General features: G+C 48.2%; 23 protein-coding genes. 13 read left to right on the top strand and 10 right to left on the bottom strand.

Annotated elements, in window-relative coordinates; all coding sequences use genetic code 11:
* Positions 1-34 precede the first annotated feature (34 nt).
* From KO501_RS17405 to KO501_RS17420, 4 genes are all read right to left on the bottom strand, one after another.
* Complete coding sequence (locus KO501_RS17405) at positions 35-2404, bottom strand: TonB-dependent receptor (RefSeq protein ID WP_216030962.1); 2370 nt, start codon at positions 2402-2404, stop codon at positions 35-37.
* A gap of 332 nt (positions 2405-2736) precedes the next feature.
* Entirely contained in the window at positions 2737-4137 is a 1401-nt protein-coding gene (locus KO501_RS17410; RefSeq protein WP_216030963.1) for a sodium/proline symporter, read from the bottom strand.
* Between the two features lie 70 nt (positions 4138-4207).
* The gene (locus KO501_RS17415; RefSeq protein ID WP_216030964.1) at positions 4208-4888 is read right to left on the bottom strand and encodes a hypothetical protein; all 681 of its coding nucleotides are present in this window, start codon (positions 4886-4888) and stop codon (positions 4208-4210) included.
* Between the two features lie 117 nt (positions 4889-5005).
* Positions 5006-6640, bottom strand: coding sequence for an electron transfer flavoprotein-ubiquinone oxidoreductase (locus KO501_RS17420; protein WP_216030965.1), 1635 nt, complete (start codon positions 6638-6640; stop codon positions 5006-5008).
* 162 nt (positions 6641-6802) lie between these two features.
* On the opposite strand from KO501_RS17420, the gene KO501_RS17425 reads away from it, so the two are divergent.
* From KO501_RS17425 to KO501_RS17435, 3 genes are all read left to right on the top strand, one after another.
* Positions 6803-7552 carry an electron transfer flavoprotein subunit beta/FixA family protein gene (locus tag KO501_RS17425; RefSeq protein ID WP_216030966.1) on the top strand — a complete coding sequence of 250 codons (750 nt, stop codon included), beginning with the start codon at positions 6803-6805 and terminating at the stop codon, positions 7550-7552.
* The gene (locus tag KO501_RS17430; protein WP_216030967.1) at positions 7552-8481 is read left to right on the top strand and encodes an FAD-binding protein; all 930 of its coding nucleotides are present in this window, start codon (positions 7552-7554) and stop codon (positions 8479-8481) included. The genes KO501_RS17425 and KO501_RS17430 overlap by 1 nt, the downstream gene beginning before the upstream one ends.
* 120 nt (positions 8482-8601) lie before the next feature.
* The gene (locus KO501_RS17435; RefSeq protein WP_216030968.1) at positions 8602-9807 is read left to right on the top strand and encodes a CaiB/BaiF CoA-transferase family protein; all 1206 of its coding nucleotides are present in this window, start codon (positions 8602-8604) and stop codon (positions 9805-9807) included.
* Positions 9808-9872: 65 nt separating this feature from the next.
* On the opposite strand, the gene KO501_RS17440 is transcribed toward KO501_RS17435, so the two are convergent.
* Positions 9873-10676, bottom strand: a complete 804-nt coding sequence (locus KO501_RS17440; protein WP_216030969.1) for a GntR family transcriptional regulator — start codon at positions 10674-10676, stop codon at positions 9873-9875.
* Positions 10677-10942: 266 nt separating this feature from the next.
* Between KO501_RS17440 and KO501_RS17445 the strand changes: the two genes are divergently transcribed.
* From KO501_RS17445 to KO501_RS17455, 3 genes are read left to right on the top strand one after another with little or no spacing between them, the layout of a single operon-like run.
* On the top strand, positions 10943-12508 hold the full coding sequence (locus tag KO501_RS17445) for an FAD-binding oxidoreductase (RefSeq protein ID WP_216030970.1): 1566 nt from the start codon (positions 10943-10945) through the stop codon (positions 12506-12508).
* A gap of 4 nt (positions 12509-12512) precedes the next feature.
* The gene (locus KO501_RS17450) at positions 12513-13514 is read left to right on the top strand and encodes an NADP-dependent oxidoreductase (RefSeq protein WP_216030971.1); all 1002 of its coding nucleotides are present in this window, start codon (positions 12513-12515) and stop codon (positions 13512-13514) included.
* Positions 13515-13544: 30 nt separating this feature from the next.
* Positions 13545-14423: an alpha/beta fold hydrolase gene (locus KO501_RS17455; protein ID WP_216030972.1), complete on the top strand. Its 879-nt coding sequence runs from the start codon at positions 13545-13547 to the stop codon at positions 14421-14423.
* Between the two features lie 43 nt (positions 14424-14466).
* Here KO501_RS17455 and KO501_RS17460 read toward each other — a convergent pair whose 3' ends face one another.
* Positions 14467-15861, bottom strand: coding sequence for an FAD-dependent oxidoreductase (locus KO501_RS17460; protein ID WP_216030973.1), 1395 nt, complete (start codon positions 15859-15861; stop codon positions 14467-14469).
* 136 nt (positions 15862-15997) lie between these two features.
* A complete protein-coding gene (locus KO501_RS17465) occupies positions 15998-17377 on the bottom strand; it encodes an MmgE/PrpD family protein (protein WP_216030974.1) in 1380 nt (459 codons plus the stop codon).
* A gap of 211 nt (positions 17378-17588) precedes the next feature.
* Between KO501_RS17465 and KO501_RS17470 the strand changes: the two genes are divergently transcribed.
* Both KO501_RS17470 and KO501_RS17475 read left to right on the top strand, forming a co-directional pair.
* Complete coding sequence (locus tag KO501_RS17470) at positions 17589-18818, top strand: methyltransferase domain-containing protein (protein WP_252728542.1); 1230 nt, start codon at positions 17589-17591, stop codon at positions 18816-18818.
* The gene (locus tag KO501_RS17475; RefSeq protein WP_216030975.1) at positions 18815-19174 is read left to right on the top strand and encodes a hypothetical protein; all 360 of its coding nucleotides are present in this window, start codon (positions 18815-18817) and stop codon (positions 19172-19174) included. Before KO501_RS17470 ends, KO501_RS17475 begins: the two co-directional genes overlap by 4 nt.
* Positions 19175-19248: 74 nt before the next feature.
* Here the strand turns inward: KO501_RS17475 and KO501_RS17480 are convergent, their stop codons facing one another.
* The 3 genes from KO501_RS17480 to KO501_RS17490 all read right to left on the bottom strand — a co-directional run bounded on the left by KO501_RS17480 (position 19249) and on the right by KO501_RS17490 (position 21752).
* Positions 19249-20280 (bottom strand): DUF1838 family protein, encoded by a 1032-nt coding sequence (locus KO501_RS17480; protein WP_216030976.1) that lies wholly within the window; start codon positions 20278-20280, stop codon positions 19249-19251.
* Between the two features lie 321 nt (positions 20281-20601).
* Positions 20602-21432, bottom strand: a complete 831-nt coding sequence (locus KO501_RS17485; RefSeq protein WP_216030977.1) for an SDR family oxidoreductase — start codon at positions 21430-21432, stop codon at positions 20602-20604.
* Positions 21433-21446: 14 nt separating this feature from the next.
* Complete coding sequence (locus KO501_RS17490; RefSeq protein WP_216030978.1) at positions 21447-21752, bottom strand: REDY-like protein HapK; 306 nt, start codon at positions 21750-21752, stop codon at positions 21447-21449.
* Between the two features lie 163 nt (positions 21753-21915).
* Here KO501_RS17490 and KO501_RS17495 point away from each other — a divergent pair, with 163 nt between their 5' ends.
* The 5 genes from KO501_RS17495 to leuD are packed head-to-tail and all read left to right on the top strand — an operon-like array spanning position 21916 to position 26541.
* A complete protein-coding gene (locus KO501_RS17495; RefSeq protein ID WP_216030979.1) occupies positions 21916-22578 on the top strand; it encodes an isochorismatase family protein in 663 nt (220 codons plus the stop codon).
* 11 nt (positions 22579-22589) lie between these two features.
* The gene (locus tag KO501_RS17500; RefSeq protein WP_216030980.1) at positions 22590-23534 is read left to right on the top strand and encodes a polysaccharide deacetylase family protein; all 945 of its coding nucleotides are present in this window, start codon (positions 22590-22592) and stop codon (positions 23532-23534) included.
* The gene (locus KO501_RS17505) at positions 23531-24460 is read left to right on the top strand and encodes a polysaccharide deacetylase family protein (RefSeq protein WP_216030981.1); all 930 of its coding nucleotides are present in this window, start codon (positions 23531-23533) and stop codon (positions 24458-24460) included. The genes KO501_RS17500 and KO501_RS17505 overlap by 4 nt, the downstream gene beginning before the upstream one ends.
* A gap of 42 nt (positions 24461-24502) precedes the next feature.
* On the top strand, positions 24503-25918 hold the full coding sequence (gene leuC / locus KO501_RS17510; protein WP_216030982.1) for a 3-isopropylmalate dehydratase large subunit: 1416 nt from the start codon (positions 24503-24505) through the stop codon (positions 25916-25918).
* On the top strand, positions 25915-26541 hold the full coding sequence (gene leuD, locus KO501_RS17515; protein WP_216030983.1) for a 3-isopropylmalate dehydratase small subunit: 627 nt from the start codon (positions 25915-25917) through the stop codon (positions 26539-26541). The genes leuC and leuD overlap by 4 nt, the downstream gene beginning before the upstream one ends.
* Positions 26542-26653: the final 112 nt, after the last annotated feature.

The following is a 26653-nucleotide window of genomic DNA, read 5'->3' on the forward strand; positions in this document are numbered from 1 at the left end:
GAATTAAGCCTGCTGCTTAGTCGTGGAAAGGCTGTTAGAAGTTATATTTTACCGTTACGCCCATACGACGGAGGTTGCCCCATGTAGGCACATAACTGACGAAGAACGCGCTAGGAATGTAAAATGCGTTAGACACGTATTCTTCATCGGTGGCATTTTTCACCCATAACTCTGCCGACCAGTTTTCGTTATTTATGCCGGCGCGAAGGTTAAGCAAAGCGCGAGAGGGAATGGTGGCCAAGTTCAGTTCCGACACATACTGATCTGATTGACCCACAAGATCGGCTCTTACAAAGTACTCGTACTCATCATTATAATAATTGGAATACTCGATACCCACATTCCACTGGGTTTTAGGGCTTCTGGCTAGTTCATTACCACCGATATTGCCATCAGAGGAGCACAATACGTCATCACATAACTCTGAGGTGGCGATACGTTGGGAAATAACGCCATCGTCATAGCTACCGTCGTTAAGGGCAAGTCCACCATCAATGGTGATGTGGTCGGTAAGAGCATAGCTTGAACTCAGTTCGAAGCCTTTTAGGGTTGCCGCACCTAAGTTGGAAGTAATGGTGGAGGTGGTGGAGGTGGCGCCCGCGGCTGCCACACTCACCTGCAAATCACTCCAGTCGATATAATACAAGGCCGCGGAAACTTCGAGATCCCCGTCTAAGTAACGGCCTTTTGTACCCACTTCATAGGTAATGTTTTCATCGGCACCGTAAAAACGTTCGTCATCACCTAATGCTTGTAGGACAAAAAATTCATCCCGTACCACCGAACTGTTGATCCCCCCTGACTTTATGCCTTTGGCAATAGAGCCGTAAAAGAGTTGATCGTTTGAGGAGTGATAATCGATGGAGATCCGTGGGGTGAAGAAGTTATCTTCATAGGTATAGTTACCCGTATCATCGGAAGAGTTTTTGCTTTCTTGGCTATAGCGGGCCTCGGCGGCCAGAACCAGTTTTTTATCTAGCAAGGGGACAGAAACGCGACCGAAAATGGCTTTGGCTTCACTTTTTGTCAGCAGGTTAGTTTTTAGTAGATCACTGATATCTTCGTCAACGATAACCTCAATATCACTTTCTGGGTCAAGTAAGTCCCTAGCATAGCCATAAGCACTGTTGTCGTAATCATCACCGTCACTTTTGAATATGCCAAATAAGGCATAGATACCATTATCCGCTTGATATTCCATGCGTAGCTCGTGGGTGCTGTAATCGAAATCACCACTTGGGGCAACGGCAAAGTAGTTCACGGTTTGAAAGGTAATAAAATCCAGGGTGCCCACGGTGGGGTCCCGATCCGAATTACCTGCAGCAAATATTTCACTTTGGATATTCGCAAACTGGTAGGTTGCGCTAAGTTTATCGTTAATTTGGTATCGGGTTTGGAAACGCAGCATTTCCGATTCAGTTTCGGTATAAGAGCGGGGGTCGATGATGAAACCTGATTCTTCGGTGGTACCCGCTACTGTGGGGGTTTCAGGGAGTTCGCCACAATAAATCTTATTAAAGCCAAACACAGTGTTACCACAATTTAGGTCACCATTGGCATACTCTAGTCGTGAGCTAGCCCGCACTTCCGATAAGGTATTGTATTTTGTGTATGCCAGTTCAAGTTGGAGATCATCTAATGGTTGGGCAGCGATAGACACACCATAAGAGTCGTTATCATAGCCACCTAAATCTTCATCGGTACCTTGCTCTGGTGCTTCAGAGGCGCGGGGATGAGAATTTTTCCAGTCGCCATCATATTCAGTAAAGGCGGCATTTAATTTAATGGCTAACTTACCTTCAATAATAGGCACACTAACTTCACCAGAAAAATCCTGACGGCCACCGTCGCCTAATACCACTTCTACATCACCGTACATCTCGTCAAGATCGGCGCTTCGGGTCACATAGTTGATGGCACCCATAAAGGCATTGGCACCGTAAAGTGCACTTTGGGGACCTTTTACCACTTCAATACGCTCGATATCTGTGGTGCCGATGTCGATGGCATATTGACGGGGAATATAAACGCCATCAACAAAGACTGAGACATTCTGTTCGAGTTGATCGACACTAAATTGCGATGCGCCACGAATAACGGGGTTGCCATAACCGCCGTTGGAAAAATCTTCGTAACTTAATCCGGGGGTGTTTAGTGCCACATCCTCTAGCTCATCTAGGTTTTTACGTCGAATATCTTCGGCAGTAAAAGCGGAGATAGCAACAGGAATGTCAATGATTCTCTCAGCGACTTTTCGTGATGTTACTGTGATGGTTTCGAGGGAACTATGGGCCTCTACTGCCTTCACAGAATCGTCGGTTTCTTGTGCGGATAACGCGAAAGGTGCACTCAGTATGGCAGTGACAGCTAGCGCAAGTGGTGATTTCCTCTGAAATGTATTCATATTGGTTCCTGCTACGTTTTATTCAACAGTGGACTGGCTTGTTAGCAGTTTTGTATTTTTCTCTTCAACCTGCCGTTTCTTGTATGGAAAAACGGTGAATTCTCATACAAGTATTAATGATATTAATATATAGCATTAGAACATACAATTAATAATGCACAATTTTTGATTACTATCAAAAATCAAAATTAATCATTTAAATACAATAGGTTATGTGTTTCGTTTTTGGCTGTTTTTGATTTTTTGCGGCTGATTTTTAGTTTTTGTTAACTTCTCTAGTGTAAAGATTGTTGACATTATTGGTGCTGTGAGTGGGAAAGAAAAACACCCTATTAAGGGTGTTTTCGGTGTAAAAGTAAAATGACGAAACCCACAATAAATGGGATAACTCGCTCGGCGATATCTCCTGGGGCACTCGGTAGCCAATAAAGCGCTAGGGCAAGGAAAAAACTGCAAACCATGGCGCGAAACACGCCTTGGGCGCTCACCGACATGCCGGCTAATTTGATCACTAAAATCGGACCAAAAGCAGAGCCTAGGGCTATCCAAGCAAATAGGGCTCGATTAAATATACTGGCGGGTAAGTACAAGGCGAGTATGACCGCCGCCACAGAAATGAATACCATAGCACCACGGGATACCTGAAGTTCTTTGCCAGGAAAGCGCTTTTCTACACCCAGGTCGTGGGCCACGCAGGCGGCAGACACCAATAGCATGCTGTCTGCCGTGGACATGATGGCCGATAACACTGCAGCAAATAATATGGCACCGAGTACCGAGGGAAACAATTCTGTGGTGAGCGCAAAAAATAAGGTTTCTGGGTTAGCCAGTTCCGGCATTAAAACGCGACCTGCTAGGCCAAGGGCGCACATGCCTAAAAAGACAATGGCAAACCAAGCCACCGCTATCCATCGGGCCTGCAATAAGGCTCGCTCATTGCGAAGGGCCATAAATCGACTGGCAAGATGGGGCTGACCTGCGGTTCCCAACCCCACCGCTAACCCGCCCACCACGACCCCAGCGGCAGCCAACCCTGTGTGCTTGCCGGTAAGGGATAGCAGGTGTTGGTATTCATCGGTGGCTAAATTGGCGGCGATATTTTCCCAACCGCCAGCGGCTTGCCACGCTGCTAATGGTAATAGGGTGGCCGCTAAGATCATCAATATGCCTTGCAGGGTATCGGTGACACTGACGGCCCAAAAGCCGCCAAGTAAGGTATAAGTGAGAATAATAGCGCTGCCCAGTAAAATACTTTCAGTGGCATTTAAGCTAAAGGTGGAGGCAAAGGTATTGCCTGCCCCCTGAAATTGGGAAGAAATATAAAACATAAACGCGAACAAGGTAATTGCGGTGGCAAAACGTCGTATTTTAAGGTGTTCTTGTGGCGCGGCGTTGTCGGCAAGAAAATCCGTTAATGTGAGTTGTTGTTTGGCTTGGCAATGCTTCATAAGGCGTGGGGCAATCCAGAACCAAGCAAAGATAGCGCCCAGTATGGCACCAAAACATAACCAGATAGCACTAAGTCCAATGGTGTATGCCAGCCCTGACATACCGAGTAATGTCCATGCAGACGCAGAACTGGCACTGTAACTGATTGAAGCGACGATAGGACCGAGCTGACGACCACCAAGGAAAAAGTCGGTGGTATTGGATGTGCGTTTTTGTGCCCACAAGCCCACCCCTAACAGCAGTAATTTATAGCACACTAGGGTAATAAGAATTGTGGTTTCCATTGGATTCACCTTGGGGTAGGGGCCTGCAATGATAAGCAGGCCAGGTGTATGTATTTTAATTTACAAATGGTTAGAACGGCTTGGTGGCACCAATGAAGGCCACAGAACATATGCCTATCCAATAGAGGTAAGCGACGTATCGGGACATATTAATAGAGCGTTCAAGTTTTTGCTCAACGAGTTCGTCGTGCTTTTGAGCCAGTATTCGGAACATCATGGTCCATTCCCGCATAATAAAACGCAGGTACAAGCCGATGACTAATAAGAAGGCAAAAATAAGTATTTTTGCTGAGAACCATTTTTGCGCTGTGCCTGCCAGAAATGGACCTTCGCCAAACAAGGAACTGATGGCACAGATAACAATCAATGGAATAAAGACATAACGTATACGCTCGTCAATGAGGGTTAACTTGATACCCCGATCCGTTTCTCTGAAGATAAACGCCGACCAGCATAGGCCTAACCAGCCAATAAAGAGTACCCAGCATGCGGTAATCACCCAGCCACCGAAGGGTTGTACACCCCAAAAGTGCCCCATATGAAACCCTAACGGAAATAACAGCAATATGCCGGTGCGAGACAATATATCAATGCGATAAGCGGTTTCCATGTGTCGACGTCGTTCGTCCATAGAGAGCTTGCGATTGACAATATTGTAGGATGTCTGGAAAATTCCCCATTCACCGCCAAGCCAATAAACTAATGACAGTATATGTACCCATTTGAGTACGGCTAATTCAGTTATACCCATGACCAACAACCTAAGTAATAATGTAAATGATGGTTGTAAGTTACAGTTTTTGGCGTACAGCCATCATTAACAATTGTCAAAATAGTCTGGGATTGTTAGCACATAACAATGAGTATATTACATATTGGGGTAGTTTGGCCCTCCCGTGCCTTCAGGGGCGATCCACTGAATATTTTGCGACGGATCTTTAATGTCACAGGTTTTACAGTGAACACAGTTTTGGCTATTTATCTGCAAACTGGGGGTGTCTTGTTGGATGATTTCATACACGCCGGCGGGACAGTAACGCTGCGCCGGTTCGTTATATAAGGGTAAGTTGGTTCTTACGGCTATTTGACTATCAGCCAATTTTAAATGGCTCGGCTGGTCTTCTTCGTGATTGACGTTACTTAAGAAAACCGACGACAATTTGTCAAAGCTTAGCTTACCATCGGGTTTGGGGTAGATGATCTCGGTAACGGTGTTAGCGTAGCGCATTCCTTCGTGGTCGGCCCGTGGGTGAGACAAGGTCCATGGCAGTTTGCCGTTACATATATTCAAATCGAAAAAGCCATAGGCTCCGCCCCATAGTGCACCAAACTTGTGTATGGCAGGGGCAAAATTCCGTTGTTGGTAAAGCTCTTGGTACGCCCAGCTTTGGGTATATTGCAGTTCGAAAGCGTCCAACGTATCGTGTTCACGTCCGGCGACCAATGCTTGGACGATACACTGGGCACTAATCAGCCCCGTTTTCATGGCGGTGTGGGAGCCTTTTATTTTGGCAAAGTTTAAGGTACCGGCATTATCGCCAATGAGTAAGGCACCGGGCATTACCATTTTAGGCTGAGATTGCAGCCCACCTTTGCTGATCGCGCGGGCACCATAGGAAATCCGTGTGGCGTCTTGTAGGTGTTGGCGGATCACCGGATGATGTTTATAGCGCTGAAATTCATCAAAGGGGCTTAGATGGGGGTTGGTGTAATCTAAATCCGTGATCAGCCCACATACCACTTGGTTATTGTCGGTATGATAAAGAAAACCGCCGCCTGTGGCGTCATGTTCATTTAGCGGCCAGCCTGCGGTGTGCACAACCAGCCCGGGTTGATGTTGTTCAGCGGGCACCTGCCAGATTTCTTTAATACCAAGGCCGTAATGTTGGGGTTCTTTGCCTTTATCAAGGGCAAATTGTGAGATGAGTTGTTTGCCAAGGTGTCCACGACAGCCTTCGGCAAACAGGGTGTATTTTGCCGTTAATATCATACCCGGCATAAAAGTATCTTTGGGACTGCCATTGGCATCCACGCCCATGTCGCCGGTGATCACACCGCCCACGCTACCGTCTTCGTTATAAAAGATCTCTGCGGCGACAAAACCTGGATAGATCTCGACCCCAAGATCTTCTGCTTTGGTCGCCAACCAGCGACACAAATTGCCTAAACTAATAATATAGTTGCCGTCGTTATGCATGGTTTTTGGCACCAACATAGACGGGATCTTCAGTGCTTTTTCGTCATTATTGAGCCAGTAAACTTCATCGCTGGTGACCGCGGTTGTTACCGGTGCGCCTTCTTCTTTCCAGTGAGGGAACAGTTCATCTAACCCACGACTTTCAAATACCGCGCCAGAAAGGATGTGGGCGCCAACTTCAGATGCTTTTTCTACCACACAGACACTGAGCGTATTGTCTAACATTCGTAATTTACAGGCTGCAGACAGACCGGCAGGTCCCGCACCAACAATCACTACATCGTAGGGCATAGATTCACGTTCCATCACCACTCCTTTTTTGTCAATTTAAAATCATTTTGCAACATATGGTATATTGTTATAGCATTTATTCAATAGCAAATTTGCGTCAGACTATGCGCACGGGTGGTTTCCACGCAAGCAAGGTTGGCGCAAAACCATAAAATAGCCGTAAAAGTTGAAGTTGAAATGAAAATTCTTGTAGCAGTTAAGCGTGTGGTGGATCACAACGTAAAAGTCCGAGTCAATGAGAACGATCAAGCGGTGGACACAACGAATACCAAAAAAGCCATTAACCCATTTTGCGAAATAGCGGTAGAAGAAGCAGTTCGTTTAAAAGAAAACAATATTGCTAACGAAGTGGTGGTTGTGTCGGTGGGAAGTGCGGCGGTACAAGAACAATTAAGAACGGCCTTGGCCTTAGGTGCAGATAGAGGGATCCGTGTAGAAACCGAGCAAGTGCTTGAGCCGTTAGCTGTAGCCAAATGCTTAAAAGCCGTGGTGGATAAAGAAGCGCCAGATCTTATTTTTCTGGGTAAACAGTCCATTGATGGCGACAATAACCAGACCGGTCAAATGCTAGCGGCACTGTGCAACATGCCCCAAGGCACTTTCGCATCGAAGGTGGAAGTGGCAGAGGGGACGGTGGCGGTTACCCGTGAGATTGACGGCGGACTGCAAACCCTTAAATTGCGCATGCCAGCGGTTATTACCACCGATTTACGGCTGAATGAGCCGCGCTACGCTTCGTTGCCTAATATTATGAAAGCCAAACGTAAACCCCTGCAAACCTACAGTTTAGATGCGCTGGGCGTGCAAGCTCTCAGCCAGGTTAAGCTAGTGAGTGTGGCGCCGCCCACCCAAAGAAAGCCGGGTGTGAAAGCACATTCTGTGGCTGAACTCATTGATAAACTAAAACATGAAGCGGGGGTACTGTAATGACGATTTTAGTTATAGCCGAGCATGACAACAATCACGTAAGCAGCGCCACTTTTAACACCTTAGCCGCTGCGGTTGCGTTAAAAGACACGATTAACGTACTGGTTATGGGAGATAACTGTAAGGCGGTCGCCACATCTCTTAGTACATATCAGGCGGTGGATAAAGTCTTGTTAGCTGAAGACCCCGTCTATGCCCATCAGCTGGCAGAAAATACCAGTGAGCTGGTGGTGTCTGTGGCCGGCGAATATAGCCATGTGTTGGCCCCGGCCACCACTTTTGGTAAGAACTTGTTGCCACGATCTGCTGCCTTACTTGATGTTCAGCCCATTGCTGATGTGCAAGAGATCCTGGACCCGCGTACCTTTAAGCGGCCAATCTACGCAGGTAATGTTATTGCAACGGTAACCACCGACGCCGCGCTCAAGTTCCTAACCATACGTACCACCGCCTTTGATCCGGTGAGTGAAACCGGCAGTTGTGCCCCTATTGAGCCCCTTACCACGGTGATAGATTGTGACAACGTGGTGTTCGAGGAGCAAACTTTGGCCGCCTGTGAACGCCCTGAACTTGCTTCCGCCAATGTGGTGGTGTCCGGTGGGCGAGGTTTGCAAAGTGCCGATCAATTTGCTGTTTTGTATCCGCTAGCAGATAAATTGGGTGCGGCCGTGGGCGCGTCTCGGGCCGCGGTGGATGCGGGTTTTGTTGCCAACGATTTACAAGTAGGGCAAACCGGTAAAATTGTTGCCCCTGAACTTTATATTGCGGTGGGCTTATCTGGCGCCATTCAGCACCTTGCTGGTATGCAAGACAGTAAAATCATTGTTGCCATTAATCAGGACGAAGACGCCCCCATCTTCCAAGTGGCAGATTATGGCTTAGTGGGTGACCTATTTGAACTGGTTCCGGCGCTAACTTCCCAGCTTTAAATAGTATGTAAGCAGAATATTATAAAAATATTCTGTTTTTTTGGGGAGAGCCTTGCTATAAAAGACCTATAGATATAACATATTAACAATAATGTTAATTGCAGGCGGAGTAAAACCTTAATGGCACTACATGACGCGCTTCCGTTACAAAATTTAAAAGTCGTTGAATTTACTCATATGGTAATGGGGCCAACGGCAGGTTTGGTGTTAGCCGATTTAGGCGCACAGGTAACCAAAGTTGAGCCATTAAGCGGAGATAAAACCCGTAATTTGAAAGGGTCGGGTGCAGGGTATTTTCCCATGTACAACCGCAACAAACGCAGTCTGTGTATTGATTTAAAATCCGAAGAAGGTCAGGCCGTGGCCAAAGAACTTATCGCCAAAGCTGATATTCTCATCGAGAATTTTCGGCCCGGTGCCATGGACAAGCTCGGGTTTGGTTATGAGGCAATGCGTCAGATTAACCCCACGCTTATTTATTGTTCGTTAAAAGGCTTTTTAACGGGGCCTTACGAAAACAGAACGGCATTAGATGAGGTCACCCAAATGATGGGAGGCCTGGCCTATATGACCGGTTTACCTGACAAACCCATGCGTGCAGGCTCCTCGGTCATTGATATTACCGGCGGCATGTTTGGTGTTATTGGTGTGTTGGCTGCGTTGCAAGAACGGCAAACAACGGGCAAAGGACGGCATATCACCAGCTCACTGTTTGAAACCACTGCTTTTATGGTAGGCCAGCACATGGCGCAAGAATGCGTCCTTGGTGAAGCACCGCCTCCCATGTCTGTGCGCCGTAGTGCATGGTCGGTGTACGACATCTTTTACTGTAAAGATGACGAACGGGTGTTTGTAGGCGTTGTGAGTGATGGGTTGTGGAAACGTTTCTGCGCTGAATTCGCATTTACAGAATTCGCTAACGATGAACAGCTAGATACCAATGCTCAGCGGGTGACACAACGAGAGCGTATTATGCCGGTGATCAATGCAGCCTTCGTCGAGTTAGATAAGGCCACCTTAATGGCGCGACTAGAGAAAGCGGGTATTCCTTTTGCCCCTATTAATACGCCTTCAGACCTGTTTACCGATCCCCACTTAAATGATGGCGGGTTGCTTGATGTCACTACGCCTCAAGGTAAAACAAAATTGCCGTCGTTGCCCATTGAAATTGATGGCGCGAGAACCTTACTGCATCACGATTTGCCGTTACCCGGTGAAGATTCTGTGACGGTGTTACAAGAGGCGGGTTACTCCCTAGAAGAGATTGAGCAGCTTATTGCCAATGGCACCATTTTTAGACAGTTGCCGGGGCGTGATAACCCTTAGTTGTTTTTTAAAACAGTGGATTTTTTCTGCTGTTCTCCGTTAAGGGCGCTGTTGGCGCCCTTTTTTTATTTTTCGTTCTTGTTATCACCTAATTCCATGGTCATCTGATATTGGAATATGGCGGGGTTATATTTACAGAACAAAATATCCACTAAGTTGCCCTTCTCATCGTAAGAGCGTCTTGCCAGTACCAAGATAGGACTGCCTTCCCGCAGTTTAAGCTCTTTGGCCACTTCGGCATTGGCTGGCTCGGCACTGATCAGCTGGTCAATGCGAGACAAATTAATTCCTTGTTGGCGTAACAATTCAATGCGGGTGTGATCTTTTAACGCCGGATCCGAAAAAGTATCTACCGAGGTAAGGGTCCAGCTTAGGTAGTAAGCAAAGGGGATCTTCTCGTCTTCTGTTAACCTTACCCGAATGAGTTTACAGGCAGTGTCTGTACTACTCAGTTTTAGCTCACCTCGAATATCTGCCGGTGGGATTGCTTGGGCAATATCGAGCTTTTTGGTCCGCGTGTGCCGGCTCATGGTTTCTATATTTTCGAGCATGCCTACCAAGGGGGCTTTAACTGGCTTGGGCTTATATTTGTACGTGACGGTGGTGCCTCTTCCGCGACGTCGCTCAACTAAGTTTTCCGCAGACAACTCATCCATGGCCCGCTTAACGGTGATCCGAGACAAACCGAAAGCTTCACCGAGTTCTTGTTCTGTAGGCAAATGAGAACCATAGGTTATGGTGCCATCGATAATTTGTTGTTTAAGTAAACTGTAAAGTTGATGATAAAGCGGAGTGGGTCCATCCCAATTAATATTTTGTTGTTTCTTCGTCTGTTTTAACGTTGCAATAATCGTTGATCTTGCCACCATATTTCTCCTGCTTTTCTTGCTGTCCTAGGCAATGGAATAATAACAATAAAGCGTGTTGTGCCACAATGATACATTATTAGTACATTATACCTTTTTAGTGAGCATAGCCCAACCCAAGTTTTTGTTGTGATAATAAGCAAAGTTTGCCTTCCCTATAGCTTTTATATCTCATATGTAATAATGTTAGGTCATTAGGCTTTACAATTGTGGGTACATTGCACTGGACTACCGGTCTAAGTAACCCTGCAATGACTTGGAGAATATTGATGGATGAGCTAATACAGCAGCTTATTGCAGTAGTAGGAAATGGGTGTGTTACCACAGATCCTGTTCAGTGTCGTTTGTATACCACGGATGTTGCCAATAGTGGGAAACCGGCATTGGCTGTTGTTCAGCCAACCAACTCAGCCCAATTGTCTGAGGTAGTCAAAATCGCTCACCGTGCCGGCGTGTGTGTGGTACCTAGAGGCGGTGGCATGTCCTATACCTCAGGTTACCTGCCTACCCAAGATAATTCGTTGCTTATTGATACCAGTAAGATGCAACGGATTGTGGAAATTAATACGCAAGATATGTACGTCACGGTGGAAGCCGGATGTACCTGGTCTGCTCTTTATGACGCCTTAAAAGAGACGCCTTGGCGTACGCCTTTTTGGGGCACCTTGTCAGGTCTGTACGCCACCGTTGGCGGCGGATTATCACAAAATTGCATTTTTTGGGGTGCCACCCAATTTGGATCGGCAGCGGAATCCGTGGTGTCCATGTCTGTGGTACTGGCCGATGGGCAAATTTTGCATACCGGTAGTGCCTCTCATGTTAATGGCAACCCTTGGTATCGACAGTTCGGGCCTGACTTAACTGGCCTGTTTGTGGGCGACTGCGGGGCATTAGGTTTTAAAGCAACCATCACCTTAAAACTGTTACCTCAAACCCCCTTTAAACAGGGGTTATCTTTTTCTGCGGACAACGCCGATGATTTACTGGCGTTTGCCGGTGAGGTTGCACGGCAGCAACTGGCTGCGGAAGTGTTTGGCTTCGACCCCTTTTTGCAAGGTCAGCGTTTAAAGCGAGAAAGCTTGGGTAAAGATCTCAAAGCCCTTAAAGGGGTGATGAAATCAGCCGGTGGCCTTGGGGCGGCGCTGAAAGCGGGGGCTAAAGTGGCGTTGGCTGGACGCAGCTATATGAAGGACGTCAAGTTTTCCATTCACACTATGGTTGAAGAGCGCTATCAGGCTGTCGCTGACAGTAAAGCGCAAGCCCTTAGGGAATTGGCGGTTAAGTTTAACCTCACTGAAATTGAAAACAGTATTCCTACGATTATGCGCGCCAACCCGTTTGGGCCGGTTAATTCTATGATCGGGCCTCAAGCAGAACGCTGGTTGCCGGTTCATGGTGTGCTACGTCCCAGTCAAGCCGCTAAGGTATTTGCCGAAATTGAAGCAATTTATGCCGAGCAGGATCCCCTTATCCAACAACACAATATTGGCTGCGGATTTTTATTTGCGGCGGTGGGAACCAATGGAATAGTCATAGAGCCGGTGTATTTTTGGCCTGATTCTCTTAATGACTGGCATCGAGAAGCGGTGGAAAGCGAACACCTCGCCAAACTAAAAGAATACGCGCCTAACCCGGAAGCTCGGGCTGCGGTGCAGGAATTAAAGCAACAGGTACTCAAGGTGTTTAAACGCCACGGTGCGTTACACATGCAATTGGGTAAAAGTTACCCCTATAAAGATATTATTCGCACTGAAGCCTGGGATTTGGTTTCAGCTATCAAACAACACTTGGATCCCACGCATTCAGTGAATCCTGGGACCTTGGGTCTGGAGTAAGTATATGACCATCAACAAGCAAGTTATTCTTAAGCAAACACCTGAAAACAAGCCCGCCGCCGAGCACTTTAGCTGTATTGAAGGTCCGATGCCTGCCTTGGCAGATGGACAAGTATTAGTCCGTAACCTGTGGTTGTCTATTGATCCATACATGCGCAGCCAAATTAGTGGCCGTCACATGTCCGGCGGTGTATCACCCGGTGATGTGATGATCGGTGAAACCATTGCTGAAGTGGTGTCGTCGAAAAGCGATAAGTTTTCTGTGGGTGAAAAGGTGCGCTGTAAAGGGGGCTGGCAGCAGTATGCCGCCATCGATGCGGGCACGGTAAATAAAGTGCCTGCCAACGTGAAGCACTTGCCCCATTTATTATCGATTTTAGGTATGCCTGGGTTAACCGCCTATGCCGGCTTAATTTGGAAAGCCCAGCCAAAAGCCGGTGATACTGTGGTGATTGCTGCGGCTACCGGAGCGGTAGCATCGTCTGTTATTCAATTGGCCAAAAGCCGTGGCTGCCGCGTGGTGGGCATTGCTGGCGGACAACATAAATGCGATTTCGCCACCTCGGTACTAGGGGCTGATGCGTGTATTGATCGTCACCAAGGGGATCTTGGTGAGCAACTCGACAAACATTGCCCAGATGGTATCGACATTTATTTTGATTTGGTGGGTTGTGAAATGCTTGATACCTGTTGCGAACGTTTAGCAATCGGTGCTCGGGTTATTCTGTGTGGTTTATCTGCCGACTATAACCGCACCGGTGGCGCGCCGCCAGCAGGGCCTTCTCCGGTTTATATTATTAAGTCTCGCGCCACTGTCATGGGGCTGGTGGTATTTGATTATGAAACCCGCCGCAATGAATTTATTGACGCCTGTTTACCGCTGGTAGACGCCGAGCAATTAACGGTAAAAGAACAGGTCATTGATGGCTTAGCACTCGCAGGCCAAGGGTTGGTGGATCTGCTGGCAGGCGATGCCTTCGGCAAGGTCGTGGTTAAAATCGATTAATACAAAATAAGTATTAGAGAGGTCACTCAAGTGAAAAAATTGAATATGCGACGTTTGCTCGCCAAAGGGTTGTTATTACTTTGCTCCTTGTATTTTTCAGCGGTAGCACTTGGTGTGACACCTCAACAACTTCATTTGACGGTTGCCCAGCGTGATGTCCCGGTGTGGGCATGGGTAGTCGACGATGCCAAAGGTACTATCTTGTTTTCCCACGGCGCGTTTTCTGCGCCCTGGAAGTACAGTGACCTTATTGACCAGTGGGTAGCCGCAGGATATAGCGTTTATGCACCATTGCATGTGGACTCTACCGATCACCCTCACAACAAGGATTACGGCCAAGCTGACAGTTGGCCTGCACGCTTACAAGACATGAGCCGTGTGGCTGATGCCTTCGGCAAAGACGGTTACATTGTGGCAGGCCATAGTTATGGTGCCTACATGGCTTTGGTGAAGGGCGGCGTACAGGGCATGCAAGTGCCAGGGGTTGATCAGCCATACCAAGATCCTCGGGCTAAAGTGGTACTGGCGTTTTCTCCGCCCGGTCCAATGCCAGGGTTTATTACCGAGCAAAGTTTTACCACGTTAGCCACACCCGCCTTCATTCAAACGGGCACCGCAGATATTCCTTTTGGTGGTCATGGAAGCTGGGACGCGCATCTTACTGCTTTTCATAACGCACCGGCAGAGGGGAATAAGTACGCTATGGTGCTAGATGGTGTGGATCATTATTTTGGCGGCGCAATCTGTCGACCTGAACTACCTGGGCCAAAGCAGAGCGAGGCACTTAAAACCGCCGCTACCATGTCATTAGAAATCATCGATGCCTATTATCACAAGGATGAGACGGCGTTAGAAAAGCTTCAGCAACACCCTGAGGTTGCTGATGGCGTTACCTTCATGCACAAATAGTGTGATGGCGTTTAGTGCAAACACTAAACGCCCACCCATTCCATTACCCTTCGTTTTCTGCCGCATATTTTGCTGCGGCTTGTCCTGCTAATCGTCCCAAGGTCACTGCTGTAGACAACCCCATGGCAGGTAGATAGCCCCAATGGGCTGGACCTGACACCGAACGGGCAGCGCCTCCGCCAGCAAAAAGATTAGGCAAAGGGGTGCCATCTTCTTGCAGTACCTGTCCATGCTGATTTACTTGTAGGCCACCTTGAGTGTGATAGATAGCCCCTACCACCTTTAGCGCACAATAGCGGCCTTTCGGCGGTGTAGCCCCTTGCCAGAGACGACCGAGTATATCGTGCCGTTGGTTGTCACTGGCATTGTATAATTCGGCAAAGGTGGCTTGCAGTGTTTCGGCGGGCACGTTAATCATTGCGGCTAACTCCACTAATGAATCTGCGCGCTTACTCGCATTAAGCTGGTTGAGTTCTTGTAACTCGGCGTAGTGGGTGGCGGTTTGCTCAATGCGTTCATCATAGATAACCCATACGTGATCGCCGGGTTGTTCCACCACGGGCAGTACCACGCCGGCAATGTCTTCACTTTCATCGACGAAGCGTTCGGCGTTGATATTCACCATTACCCCACCATTGAGAATAATATTAGGAGGAATGGAAATACCTTGGGGTTCGGTTAACATGCCGTATCCTTGGTAAGCGCCCATATCGGCCAGTTTAGCGCTAACTTTTAACCCCATGCTAACCGCGGTGCCCTGGCTACCTTCGTGACCATTATTACGGGCGGAACTGGCCTCTGGCATATACTTATTCACCATTTCTCGATTCGCAGCAAAGCCGCCGCAGGCCAGGATCAAGCTGTCGCAGCCGATATGCTCTACCGCGCCATCGGGGCGAGAAAGTGAGATCCCCATGACTTTGCCATTTTCGTTTACATGAATGTCGGTGAGTTTGGCCGCTAGCAATACGTCGATTTCCGCTTCAGCCAATCTTTGGTGAAGTAAGTCCACCATATCTTGTCCGCCATGATCGGGCCAGCCATGGACACGATAGGTACTGTTACCAAATCCGGGCTCAAATCTCTTGTCTAATTCCCAGGGCAGTTGCAACGATTCCACCATCCAATCGATAGTGGCACCGGCATTGTCAGCAATGGTTCGGGCAATAACAGGATCGGCCAGATTATGGGTTTTTTCCATAATATCGGCATAAAAGGTGTCGGGACTATCAAAGATCCCGGCTTGGGCCTGAGATTGGGTACCGCCGGCACAGATCAAACCTTGAGACATGCCGGTAGAGCCCATTGGACGTTCGTCTTGTTCAAGAAGTAGCACATCGGCTCCCCTTTGTTTTGCCGCAAGGGCGGCGATACTGCCGCACGCGCCGCCGCCGATGATCACAACGGGGATAGAAAATTCAAACGCAATAGTGCTCATTGACTATTTCTCCTGTAAAGGTGATGAACTGTCGCCAAACCTTGGCATAGCTGGACAGCACAGGGTAAAAGAGTGAAAAGTACTGACGTTATCCATAACCTTGACCTTTCGCTATGACATTAATCAAGCTGGTCAATTACATGCCCATGCTTAGTCTTACGAGTGCGCCGATGTCATCGCAGCACTCTAAATCATCCACTGTGCCAATTAAGGTGTGGATTTGTTGATACGTTAAAGGGTGGGGGGCCGCGAGGCAGCACTGGCGAAATTTGTCTAGGTGTTGTTGTTGACTAAGAGGCCGTGCTGGACTGCCCAAGGTTGATGGCAAAAAGTGTTGATATTCGGTGCCGTCTACCAGTGTGACCGTAAGAGTTTGGGGAGTCATGGCGTTGGGGTCTTCACTGCCGTCACTTTCAACGGAAAAACGTGCCGCCAAGGCTAACCGGGCGGGATCAAAACGTTTTATATCATCGTAACAATCCACAAATACATCGCCATCTAAAAGCAAACAGGCGGCAGAATAACTAAAGCATAAGCGGGCGTAACTCACCGCCATGTCAGCTTGGGGGCGGCGGCCTATAAGGCGGCCAATTAAAGGGGGCGCACTGAGGGTGGCCTTCGCCACATCGGTAGCGCCAAATTGGTGTTGTTCCATTAAGGTACGTAATGCATCTAGGCCACCATGGCAGGCCCTTCCTGTAGGAAACGGCTTATGGGACACCTGATTAATTCGGGGTTGCTGTTTAAGTGCCAATAAGGCAGAAGAAAAGTCCGATTCCCGTTCGATTAAGCTGAAAAATCCGTAGGGACCTTCAAGAATGTTATGGGGGGCATCTAAACCCGCATTGGCCATATCTATGGCTTGTATACTGCTACGGGCAGCAATACCTATTTGCATAGCCAGCATGGACGTGCCCTCTACATGGGCCTGCATGGTGCCACCTAACATGCTATACACAATGCCCAGAGCATTGGCCGTGGTGGTCTCACTGCATCTTTCCAGCTTGGCTATTGCTAACACCGCGCCTAATGCGCCACACCATGCCGGGCGAAAAAAGGTCAGTGGTGCCTTTGATGCCGCGCCTAATGTGGTGGCCACATCCACGCCGGCACACAAGGCGCTAAGAAAATCCCGTCCCGACACCTTTTGGTTTTTTTGGCTGTAAGCCAGCAGACTGCCTAAGATCACCGCCATGGGGTGAACCACCGCTTCTTCATGGACGCAATCGAATTCTTGATTGTGGATTTGCCACGCGTTCATCATCGCTGCAGAGGAGGCAGGTAAAGTCACATTTCGGTTAAGTACTTGGGCATCGTCCCCTTGTCCCCATGCATGGCAAAGGTTAAGTAGCGAGTCGCCGAATGGAACTCGTGCGCCGCAGATCCCTACGCCGATAGAGTCCAGGAGGAAAGTCTTTAAAGCGTTTATTGTGGTTTCATCCAATGCCGAATACTGTAAGGCTTGGGTATAGTGAATCAGTTCAGCAAGGTTATCGCTGATATTTAGCTTTGTCATGGTGATCGTTCCAGCTTGTTGGCCACTGCCACTATTGTTCTATAATTAACCCTTACCTTGTTTGACATTTCGTAAGGCGGCGTCAGTTAAATCCATAGTAAGTTAAATTAAGGTTGAGCAAAACCTAAAATGTTATTAATCTATATCAATATATCATATTGTTGACGTTTTAAGCTTGAGTCATCAGCCACTAAAAATTGAAGGATTGCTTATGAGTATGCAACGCAAGGCCCCGCCTACCTGGGATAAAGTGGGTAAACACGCGCTATTTCCTGAGGCTAAACATGACGAGATTGCACGATTCAATTTTCTTGCAAATCTGAACATGCATTTGTCTAGTGATGTGATCCCCGGGGTAAAAGAGGCTTATGACGGGCGCGCTCGACCTCAATTTTTTGCGCAGCATGGCCGAGACCCTGAAACCCGTCACGAAGTGCGTGCCCTGATGTCTGAAGATCCTTACTATCAGTGGTGGAGTGCGTTAAGACGCAGCACAATGGAAATGCGCCAGCAAGCCGGGCGTTCCTTGGTATTGCGACAAATGGACAAGCTAAACAAGGTGGCGGCTTCCTTCAACGAAGGGCAAGACACCTTGCAATTAAACGATGATCTTCCATTACCGAATTACGTCACCATTGTGGATACCCATTGTATGCCAGGCAGTTATCATACTGCAGAGGTAGACGGAGACGTTAGTGCAGGGGCCAATTATGACAGTGGTATTTTTGTTACTACGGTGGGGCAGTTAGGCTCGATGACGGATGGCGGCGGTCGGGCCATATCCGACTGGCTAAAGCGGGATCACGGCGACTTTAAACCACAGCGCATCCTCGATATTGGCTGTACCATTGGCCATAATATCGTTCCCCTCGCACAGGCTTTTCCCGACGCCGAAGTGATTGCTGTGGATGTCTCTGCGCCGGTGTTGCGTTACGGCCATGCCCGGGCTAAAGCCTTAGGCGTGAACAACATTACCTTTATACAGGCCAATGGCGAATCCTTGTCTGACTTGGCCAATGAAAGTTTTGACCTTATCACCACCAGTATGTTTTTACATGAACTGTCCACCCAGTCCATGCCTAAGATCTTGTCTGAGATTGCTCGATTGTTAAAGCCAGGCGGTTTGTCGGTCCATCTAGAGCAACCCCAGTACGCAGGACGTCCGGTATTCGAACAGTTTATGCGAGATTGGGATACGTGGAATAACAACGAACCTTTCTGGGGCACCATGCATGATGTGGATTTAGAAGCCATGATTGGGAACACCGGGTTGCCAGAAAGTCATCAATTTACGGTGGCGGTGGCCGCGAAAGTGGATGAATCGATTTTTCCAAAAACGGAACACGACAGTGATAGCGAAGATTTTGGTCGGGCCGCCGCATGGAATGTATTTGGGGCGTGGAAACCTACACAGTCAACTAAGCAGGAGTCTGCAGCATGAGCGTCGATCACATTACCGATGCCGGTAAAAAAGCCAAGGGCGATCGCCCGTACTTTCTTGCCTCAGAGCAAACCGAACAATTGATGAATATTACCATGGCCTTAGCCCAAGAGTTGGCGGTTACCCGAGAGCGCATGGACACCCTAGAACGCTTGTTAGAAAGCGCATCGATTTTCAGCCGTGAGGATATTGAATCTTATGTGCCGGATAGCGAAGCCGCAGAACAGCGCCAGTTATGGCACCAAGAATATATTGCTCGTATTTTACGTATTATGCAGCAAAGCCGAGAAGCCATTAAAGAAAAGCAGGACGGTCAACCTTCCACAGAAGACGTGATGAAAGACATTTCTTCCTAAATGATCGGTTTATTCGCTAAGTAAAAAAACGCCAACAAGATCATCTCTTGTTGGCGTTTTTTTGTTAACCCGCTTTACCCTTTTTTAGGGGGAGCCGGTTTTTGTTCAAGGGCATAATGCTCCAAGCTTGAAAGGCTTGGCTCTTCCCATTTGTCTGGGGCACTAAAGAAGGTGGGATGATGCTTTTCAGCATAGGCTCTCACTTGTGGCGAAAGGGCGCTTTCATCGGCATAGCAGCCCATTACACAGTCATAATGGCAATGTCCGTCAGCTTGATCCATTAACATCCAGGGTAACCACGGCGTAATACGGTTCCACGTCCCAGAGAAATAGAGGGCGGTTTTGCTTTTATCGGCGACGTCGTCTTTGTTTAACACATAGTTAAACATTTCTGTGACCTGGTTCATTTTTCCTGGCGATTCACGAGGCCATTTATCTGGTTGCAGAGCAGAAGGGTAAAACAGATCTATACCGCTTTGCAGCAACAACTGACCATTGCCGATATCCTGAAACGGTAAATACATAGGGATATCTGGGACTTCTTTTACATTTAACTTTCCGTATGTGGGGGGCTTAGGATAATAAGGCCCAATCACATAGTTAAAGGGGTCGTTGGCAATGTGAACCACCTTAACCTTCTCGTTGGTAAAGGGGTTAGTAAAGGTATCTAACACTTCACCGGTGGCCAGATCCGTGTAATAACCGACTTCCCGTAGCAGTTTTTTGTAGGTGCCATCGCCATTGTCGACCAAGCGGGCATAAGAAAACCCTTCAAAACCGATAAAGGGGACATTTTTGTGGCCCGGGCGTACGGATCTCACAGTGCCTTTATACCAGCCGAATTTTTGCTTACCGAATTCTAAATCTCCTTGGATTCGGGCCATGGCGTCCCGTGCCCAATAGTTATTGTGGAAATCCAGTGATTTATAGTCTGGGTTGGAGCTTGTAATATTACCGCCGTAACCGCCCATGTTCATGGCAATAGCTTGACCGGCGCTTAAACCTAAGGCACCACCGCCAATGGTGAGGGCTGCGTGTTGCAAGAATTTCCGCCGGGAATTTTGTTCTGTTAAAACTGGGTTGTCGTTGGTGCGTTTTTCTTTCATTTCGCTTCTCCAAAGGGTGAGTTATTCTTTTTTAACGAAAGCCAAAATCCCTTATCGGCAAGGCTGTCTGTACGGGTTGCTTAGCTGTTTGCGCCATCGACGTTAGCATGCTCATACTAAAAAGATGAATAAGTGCACGGTGTTCATCGCTGCCGATTACGGTTTTAATGACCGAATGGGCACACAACCTGTAAACACTGTATTTTTTTTCCCCTTGGCATACCTTGATAATTATCAAAGGGTGGCGGTTTGTCTGTTTTATGGCTGGTGAGGGCGGTTTTGTCATTCCGCCCTTTGTTATCCTAGCAAAACGCGATTTCGCTAGTGGTATTCTTCACCGCCAGAGACATTCATGGCTTCGCCGGTAATATAAACGGATTGCTCTGAACACAAGAACGCACAGGCTTTGGCCGTGTCCTCTTGTAGCCCTGGACGGCCGAGGGGAATACGCGCTTTCATCGCTTTCATGTAGGTGTCTAAATCGCCGTCGGCAAAACGGGAATTTTGCCAAGCCCCCAATCCGGTGGTGACATGATTCGGGCACACCGCATTCACATTGATGCCATGCTGGCCTAACTCTTTAGCGGCCACACGGGTTAGCCCCACGACGCCATGTTTTGAGGTGGTGTAAGCCCCGGCTTCAGCAAAGGCAGACTTTGATGCCTGTGAGCCAATATTAATAATGCGCCCCGAGCCTTGTGCAATCATACGCTTAGCGGCATGTTTAATGCCTAAGAATACCCCACGTAAGTTAACCCCAAGTACGGTGTCCCATTCAGCTACATCGGTATCGACAATGGATGTCATTAAGTAGCCAACGCCGGCATTGTTCACCCAGATATCTAATGTGCCATAGGTGTCGACGGCGAACTGGGCTAATGCCGCCACCTCACTTTCTTCTAGAACATTGCAGGTGGCGGTAGAGACTTCGATACCTTCAGCGCGCATTTCGCTAGCAATGTCTTCCATTTCACTACTGGTGCCAATGGCATCTTCTGGAAGTAAATCCCCTGTGGCTTTGCCGATATCTGCAAGAATGATTTTGCATCCCTCTTTGCCTAGTCGTCTCGCAATGGCTTCACCTAATCCCTTGCGACGGCCAGCGCCAGTAATGACGGCGACCTTACCGTTTAAATCATCGTATTGCGCCATGGTAAGGGTTCCTTTTACAGTGCATCTGTGGTGATGAAAAGCGGGTTGTCGGCAAAGCGATTAAATTCACTGGCCACCTGTTGCATTGTGTCAGAGGAGGCGTCCTCCATAAGACTTTCTATACTGGCAATATCCAGGATCTCGATATATTGGTACGGGGCATCGCCACCGCCTAATAGTCCACTGGATTTCAGTACACTAAATTGATTAACCGATGCCAGTGCATTCACCGTAGGCAGGTCTGTTGTACGTGCCCAGTTTTCATATTCTTTGACATTAGCGTCGTCTTTCAGGTTAAACAGTACAACAATTTTGGTCATGGTTCGGTTCCGCCATAGTATGGTGTCAAGTTAGCAATGACATCATCTTAGATGCTGTATAAATGATATGTCAATATATCAATTGCAAAAGCCCCTGGATTTGTCATATAGTCATATTGTTAGAATCAATTCGCTGGAACAGCGTATCTCTAAAGGAGTTGTGATGGAGTTATCAAATAAAACTGCACGTCAATTATTTGCAGAAGTAAAAGCGAACCCTAGCCGTAAACGTTTTGGATTCGGTGAAAAAGCAATTCTTGTGAATATTGATTTACAGAAAGCCTATACCCGTACGGATTTGTTTAAGACGGCATACCAGACCGATCCTCGCCAATTAGACTATGTGAATGAGCTTGCTGCTGCGTTTCGTTCTCTAGATTGGCCGGTGGTGTGGACTAACGTGGCTTACATGGATTCAGGCGAAGATGCCGGTATTTGGGGAACACGTACTGATACCCCAGATAGCCTACAGAACATCAAGTTTAACAGTGAACGGGCTGAACTTGATGATCGTCTAGTGGTAGATCGACAAAAAGATGTTTTCTACTGCAAAAAGATGCCGTCGCCATTTTTTGAAACCCAGCTGCAAAGTTTATGCGTCTGGCACAAGGTGGACACCGTGGTGCTGACCGGTGGGTCTACGTCAGGCTGCATTCGTGCAGCGGCAGTGGACAGCTTGTCCCGAGGTTATCGCACCATTGTGCCTGAGCAATGTGTGGCTGATAAACATGAGAGTTACCATTTTGCGAATCTCACCGATTTGGCATTGAAATATGCCGATGTGGTGGACGTGCAAGAAGTGCAAGATTGGCTAGCTAAACAGTAAAGGCGCCTGACATGAAAGTTGATCCTCAATACTATGATTATTGGCCGTATCACGACCGTCCGAAAATAACTTGGCCAAATGGTGCGAAAATCGCATTTTGGGTGGCGCCGAATATTGAATTTTATGAGTTGGATCCGCCGTCAAATCCTCACCGGAAAGCCTGGCCTCAGCCTTATCCCGCCATTGCTGGGTATGGTATTCGCGATTATGGCAATCGGGTGGGCCACATGCGCCAAATGGCCTTGTTAGATAAATATAACATCCGTGGCTCAATCTCGTTATCTACCGCTCTGTGCGACCATCACCCAGAAATTATCGAGTTGTGCCAAGCCCGTGACTGGGAATTCTTCAGTCATGGCATTTACAACACTCGCTATACCTATGGCATGAGCAGTGAGCAGGAACGGGAGATGATCCATGACGCCATGGTGTCTATCCATAAGCACACAGGACAAAAATGTGCAGGTTACCTAGCGCCGGCGTTGTCTCATAGCGACGAAACCATCGATCTGTTTGCGGAAGTGGGCACCGAATTGTTCGGCGACGAGGGCGGTTTTTATACCTGTGATTTGTTTCATGATGACCAACCCACGCCAATTCATACCCGCTCTGGCAAGCGATTCGTGTCTATTCCTTATTCCTTAGAGATGAACGATACCATCGCCTACGTGAGCAATAAGGTCACGCCTAGGCAGTATGGACGGATGCTAAAAGCCAATTTTGACCGCTTATATCAGGAAGGTGAGCAAAGCGGCACCATCATGTGCATTCCCACACATAATTATCAGGTGTCCTGCCCCCATCGATTAAAAGCTTACGAGGAAGCCCTTGAATATATCACCGGTCACAGTGATGTGTGGGTAACCACGGGGCGAGAAATCGCCAGCTATTACAAAGCCCATTATTACGACGATGCCGTGGCCGATATCGCCAACAAAAACAAGGGGGCGGTATGAGCCTAGATAAAGATTATCTTCACTATCCCCAGCGCCACTATGGGATGGATCACGAACTGTACAAGTGGTCCATGCTTAGCGAGCGAGCGCCGGTGCAATGGCCAAACGACGGCAAACTGGCGTTATGGGTGAACGTCAATATCGACTTTTTCCCGCTAAGCCAGCGACAAAATCCGGTGGCCGTGCCAGGTGGAATGAAAATGCCTTATCCAGATTTACGCCATTTTAGTTTGCGCGATTATGGCAACCGGGTAGGGGTGTATCGGATTTTTCAGGCACTGGATAAGTTTTCGGTGAAACCGACGGTGGCTATAAATGGCGCTATGGTCGATCGCGCGCCTTATTTAATGAAGTTTATCGCTGAGCGTCAAGACGAAGTGCTTGGCCATGGCTGGCAAATGGACCATTTGCATCACGGCGAGGTTGACCCAGCCGACGAAGCCCAATGGCTCGATGCCAGTTTACGCAAACTACGAGGGTACTTTAAGCAACCGGTTAACGGATGGTTGAGTCCCGGTCGTATGCAGTCGGCAGCCACCGCCCGTTTATTGGTTGAACATGACATTGCCTATATGTGCGACTGGATAAACGATGAGATGCCTTACGATTTTCGCAGCGAAGCCGGTGTATTAACAGCCATGCCTTTGTCCAATGAACTCGATGATTTTTTCATTATGGGCAATAACCTGCATAGCGAAGAAAGTTATGCCGAGCAATTACAAGATGCTTGCGATCTATTGTTAGCGGAAGCTCAGTCTCAGGGAGGCAGAATGCTGGCATTAAATATCCATCCGTGGATGTCTGGTCAGCCTCATCGTATTGGCTACCTTGAACAGGCATTAGCCTATATTACCGCCCAGCCCGGGGTATGGAGCGCCACAGCAAGCGAAATTCATCAGGTTTGGCAAGCACAACAAAAACGCTAATTGGCCCATTACTCATAGCATTATCACCATTGCGAGATCAGGATGTCACAAACCTTATTTGAAAAGATATGGGATGCCCATTTGGTAAAAGCCTTACCTGACGGCACCTTCCTTATCTACATTGACCGTATTTTCTTACACGAACGTACCGGTTCCATTGCGCTTCAAAGCTTAGCCGAAGATGGCCGTAGTGTGCGCCATCCAGAAAAAGTGTTTTGTACCATGGATCATATCGTTGATACCTTTCCTGGTCGTGGTGACGAGACGGTGATGCCTTCCGGTAAGGATTTTATTCAGGCGACCCGTAAAGAAGCAAAAAACGCCGGCATCACCCTGTTTGATATTGGTGATGAAAACCAAGGTATTGCCCATGTTATCAGTCCTGAGCAAGGGATTATTCAACCGGGTATGACATTGGTATGCCCTGATAGTCATACCTGTACACAAGGCGCGTTGGGGGCTGCCGCATGGGGCATTGGCTCTTCTGAAGCCGAGCATGCCATGGCAACCCAAACCTTGCGCATCAACAAGCCTAAACTCATGCGGGTTTACTTTAAGGGTAAGCTGGGCACAGGGGTGACGGCCAAAGACATGATTTTACATCTTATCGGTAAGTACGGTGCCCACGGCGGCGCTGGACATGCCATTGAATTTGCGGGGCCTGCGGTCAGGGCCCTGTCGGTGGAAGGACGCATGACCTTGTGTAATATGGCCGTGGAATTTGCGGCCTTTACCGGCCTTGTGGCCAGTGATGAAAAAACCATCGACTACCTTAAAAGTAAAGCTTATGCCCCCTCAGGCGCACAATGGCAACAGGCGGTGGATTATTGGCGTACCCTGGTTACCGACGACGACGCTGAGTTCGATGAGGAATTGATTATCGATTGTGACGAGATTGAACCTACGGTCACCTGGGGTACCAGTCCCCAACATACCTGCAGTATTGGCGGCCAAGTGCCTGCGTTATCCAGTTTGGCTAATGAAAATGCCCGTACCGCCGCGAAACGGGCGTTGGAGTATCAAGGGTTGAGTGCCGGAGACGCTGTGCTAGGGCTAAAAATTGGCAATGCGTTTATCGGTTCATGTACCAACTCTCGTTTGGAAGACTTACGTTACGCGGCAAAGATCCTCGCTGGCCGAAAAGTGGCTAAAGGGGTGAAAGCGATTTGCGTCCCCGGCTCACAACAGGTTAAAGCCAGTGCCGAGAAAGAAGGGCTCGATATTATTTTTAAAGCGGCAGGCTTCGAATGGCGAGAAAGTGGGTGTTCCATGTGTTTCTTTGCCGGAGGAGAACATTTTGGGGCTAAAGAGCGGGTGGTATCCACCAGTAACCGTAATTTTGAATCTCGCCAAGGCCCTGCTACACGCACTCATTTAGCGAGTCCTGCAACCGTTGCTGCCAGTGCAGTTAACGGCTATATCAGCGACCCGCGAGACTTTTTGGAAAGCGGATTATGACGCCTTTTGTTCATCACTCCGGTGTTGCTGCACCGCTGCTACGGATCAATATTGATACTGATGCCATCATTCCCAGTCGTGAAATGCGCCGGGTATCGAAAAAAGGGCTAGGTGAGGGGTTATTTGCCAGTTGGCGCTATGTGCTACCCGATAGCCGCGAACTGAACCCTGACTTTATTCTCAATCAGCCGGCATATCACAACACCACGATTATCTTAGGTGGCAATAACTTTGGTTGTGGTTCGTCACGGGAACATGCCGTGTGGGCATTGGCTGAGTACGGGATCCGCGCAATTGTCGCGCCCACTTTTGGCGCTATTTTTTATCAAAACTGTATTCGTAATGGTATTTTGCCGGTGGGTTTAGACACCGACGCTATTGCATCTTTGGCACAGGACGTGTCTACGGATCCCCAGCAGCGCCAAGTGGCGATTGACCTTGCCGAACAGCAGGTCACAAGCGCCAGTGGCTTGGGTTTTTCCTTTGATATTGAAGCTGGGCATAAGGAAATGTTACTGAAAGGCCTCGACAGCATTGGCGTGTCCTTGCAGCATATTACTGATATTCAGTGCTTTGAAAAACAGTACCATCAACAGCGTCCATGGTTGCTTGGGCGCGGTTAATATCCTACCGCTACCGTGGCCCTCCGTTTTTATTCGTCCCGTTATTCAAAATCACCTTATTTGTTCCATAAAAAAAGCAGAATGATTAACCATTCTGCTTTTTTGTCTTTAC

The sequence above is a fragment of the Alteromonas sp. C1M14 genome (assembly GCF_018860965.1).
Classification (GTDB): Bacteria; Pseudomonadota; Gammaproteobacteria; order Enterobacterales; family Alteromonadaceae; genus Alteromonas.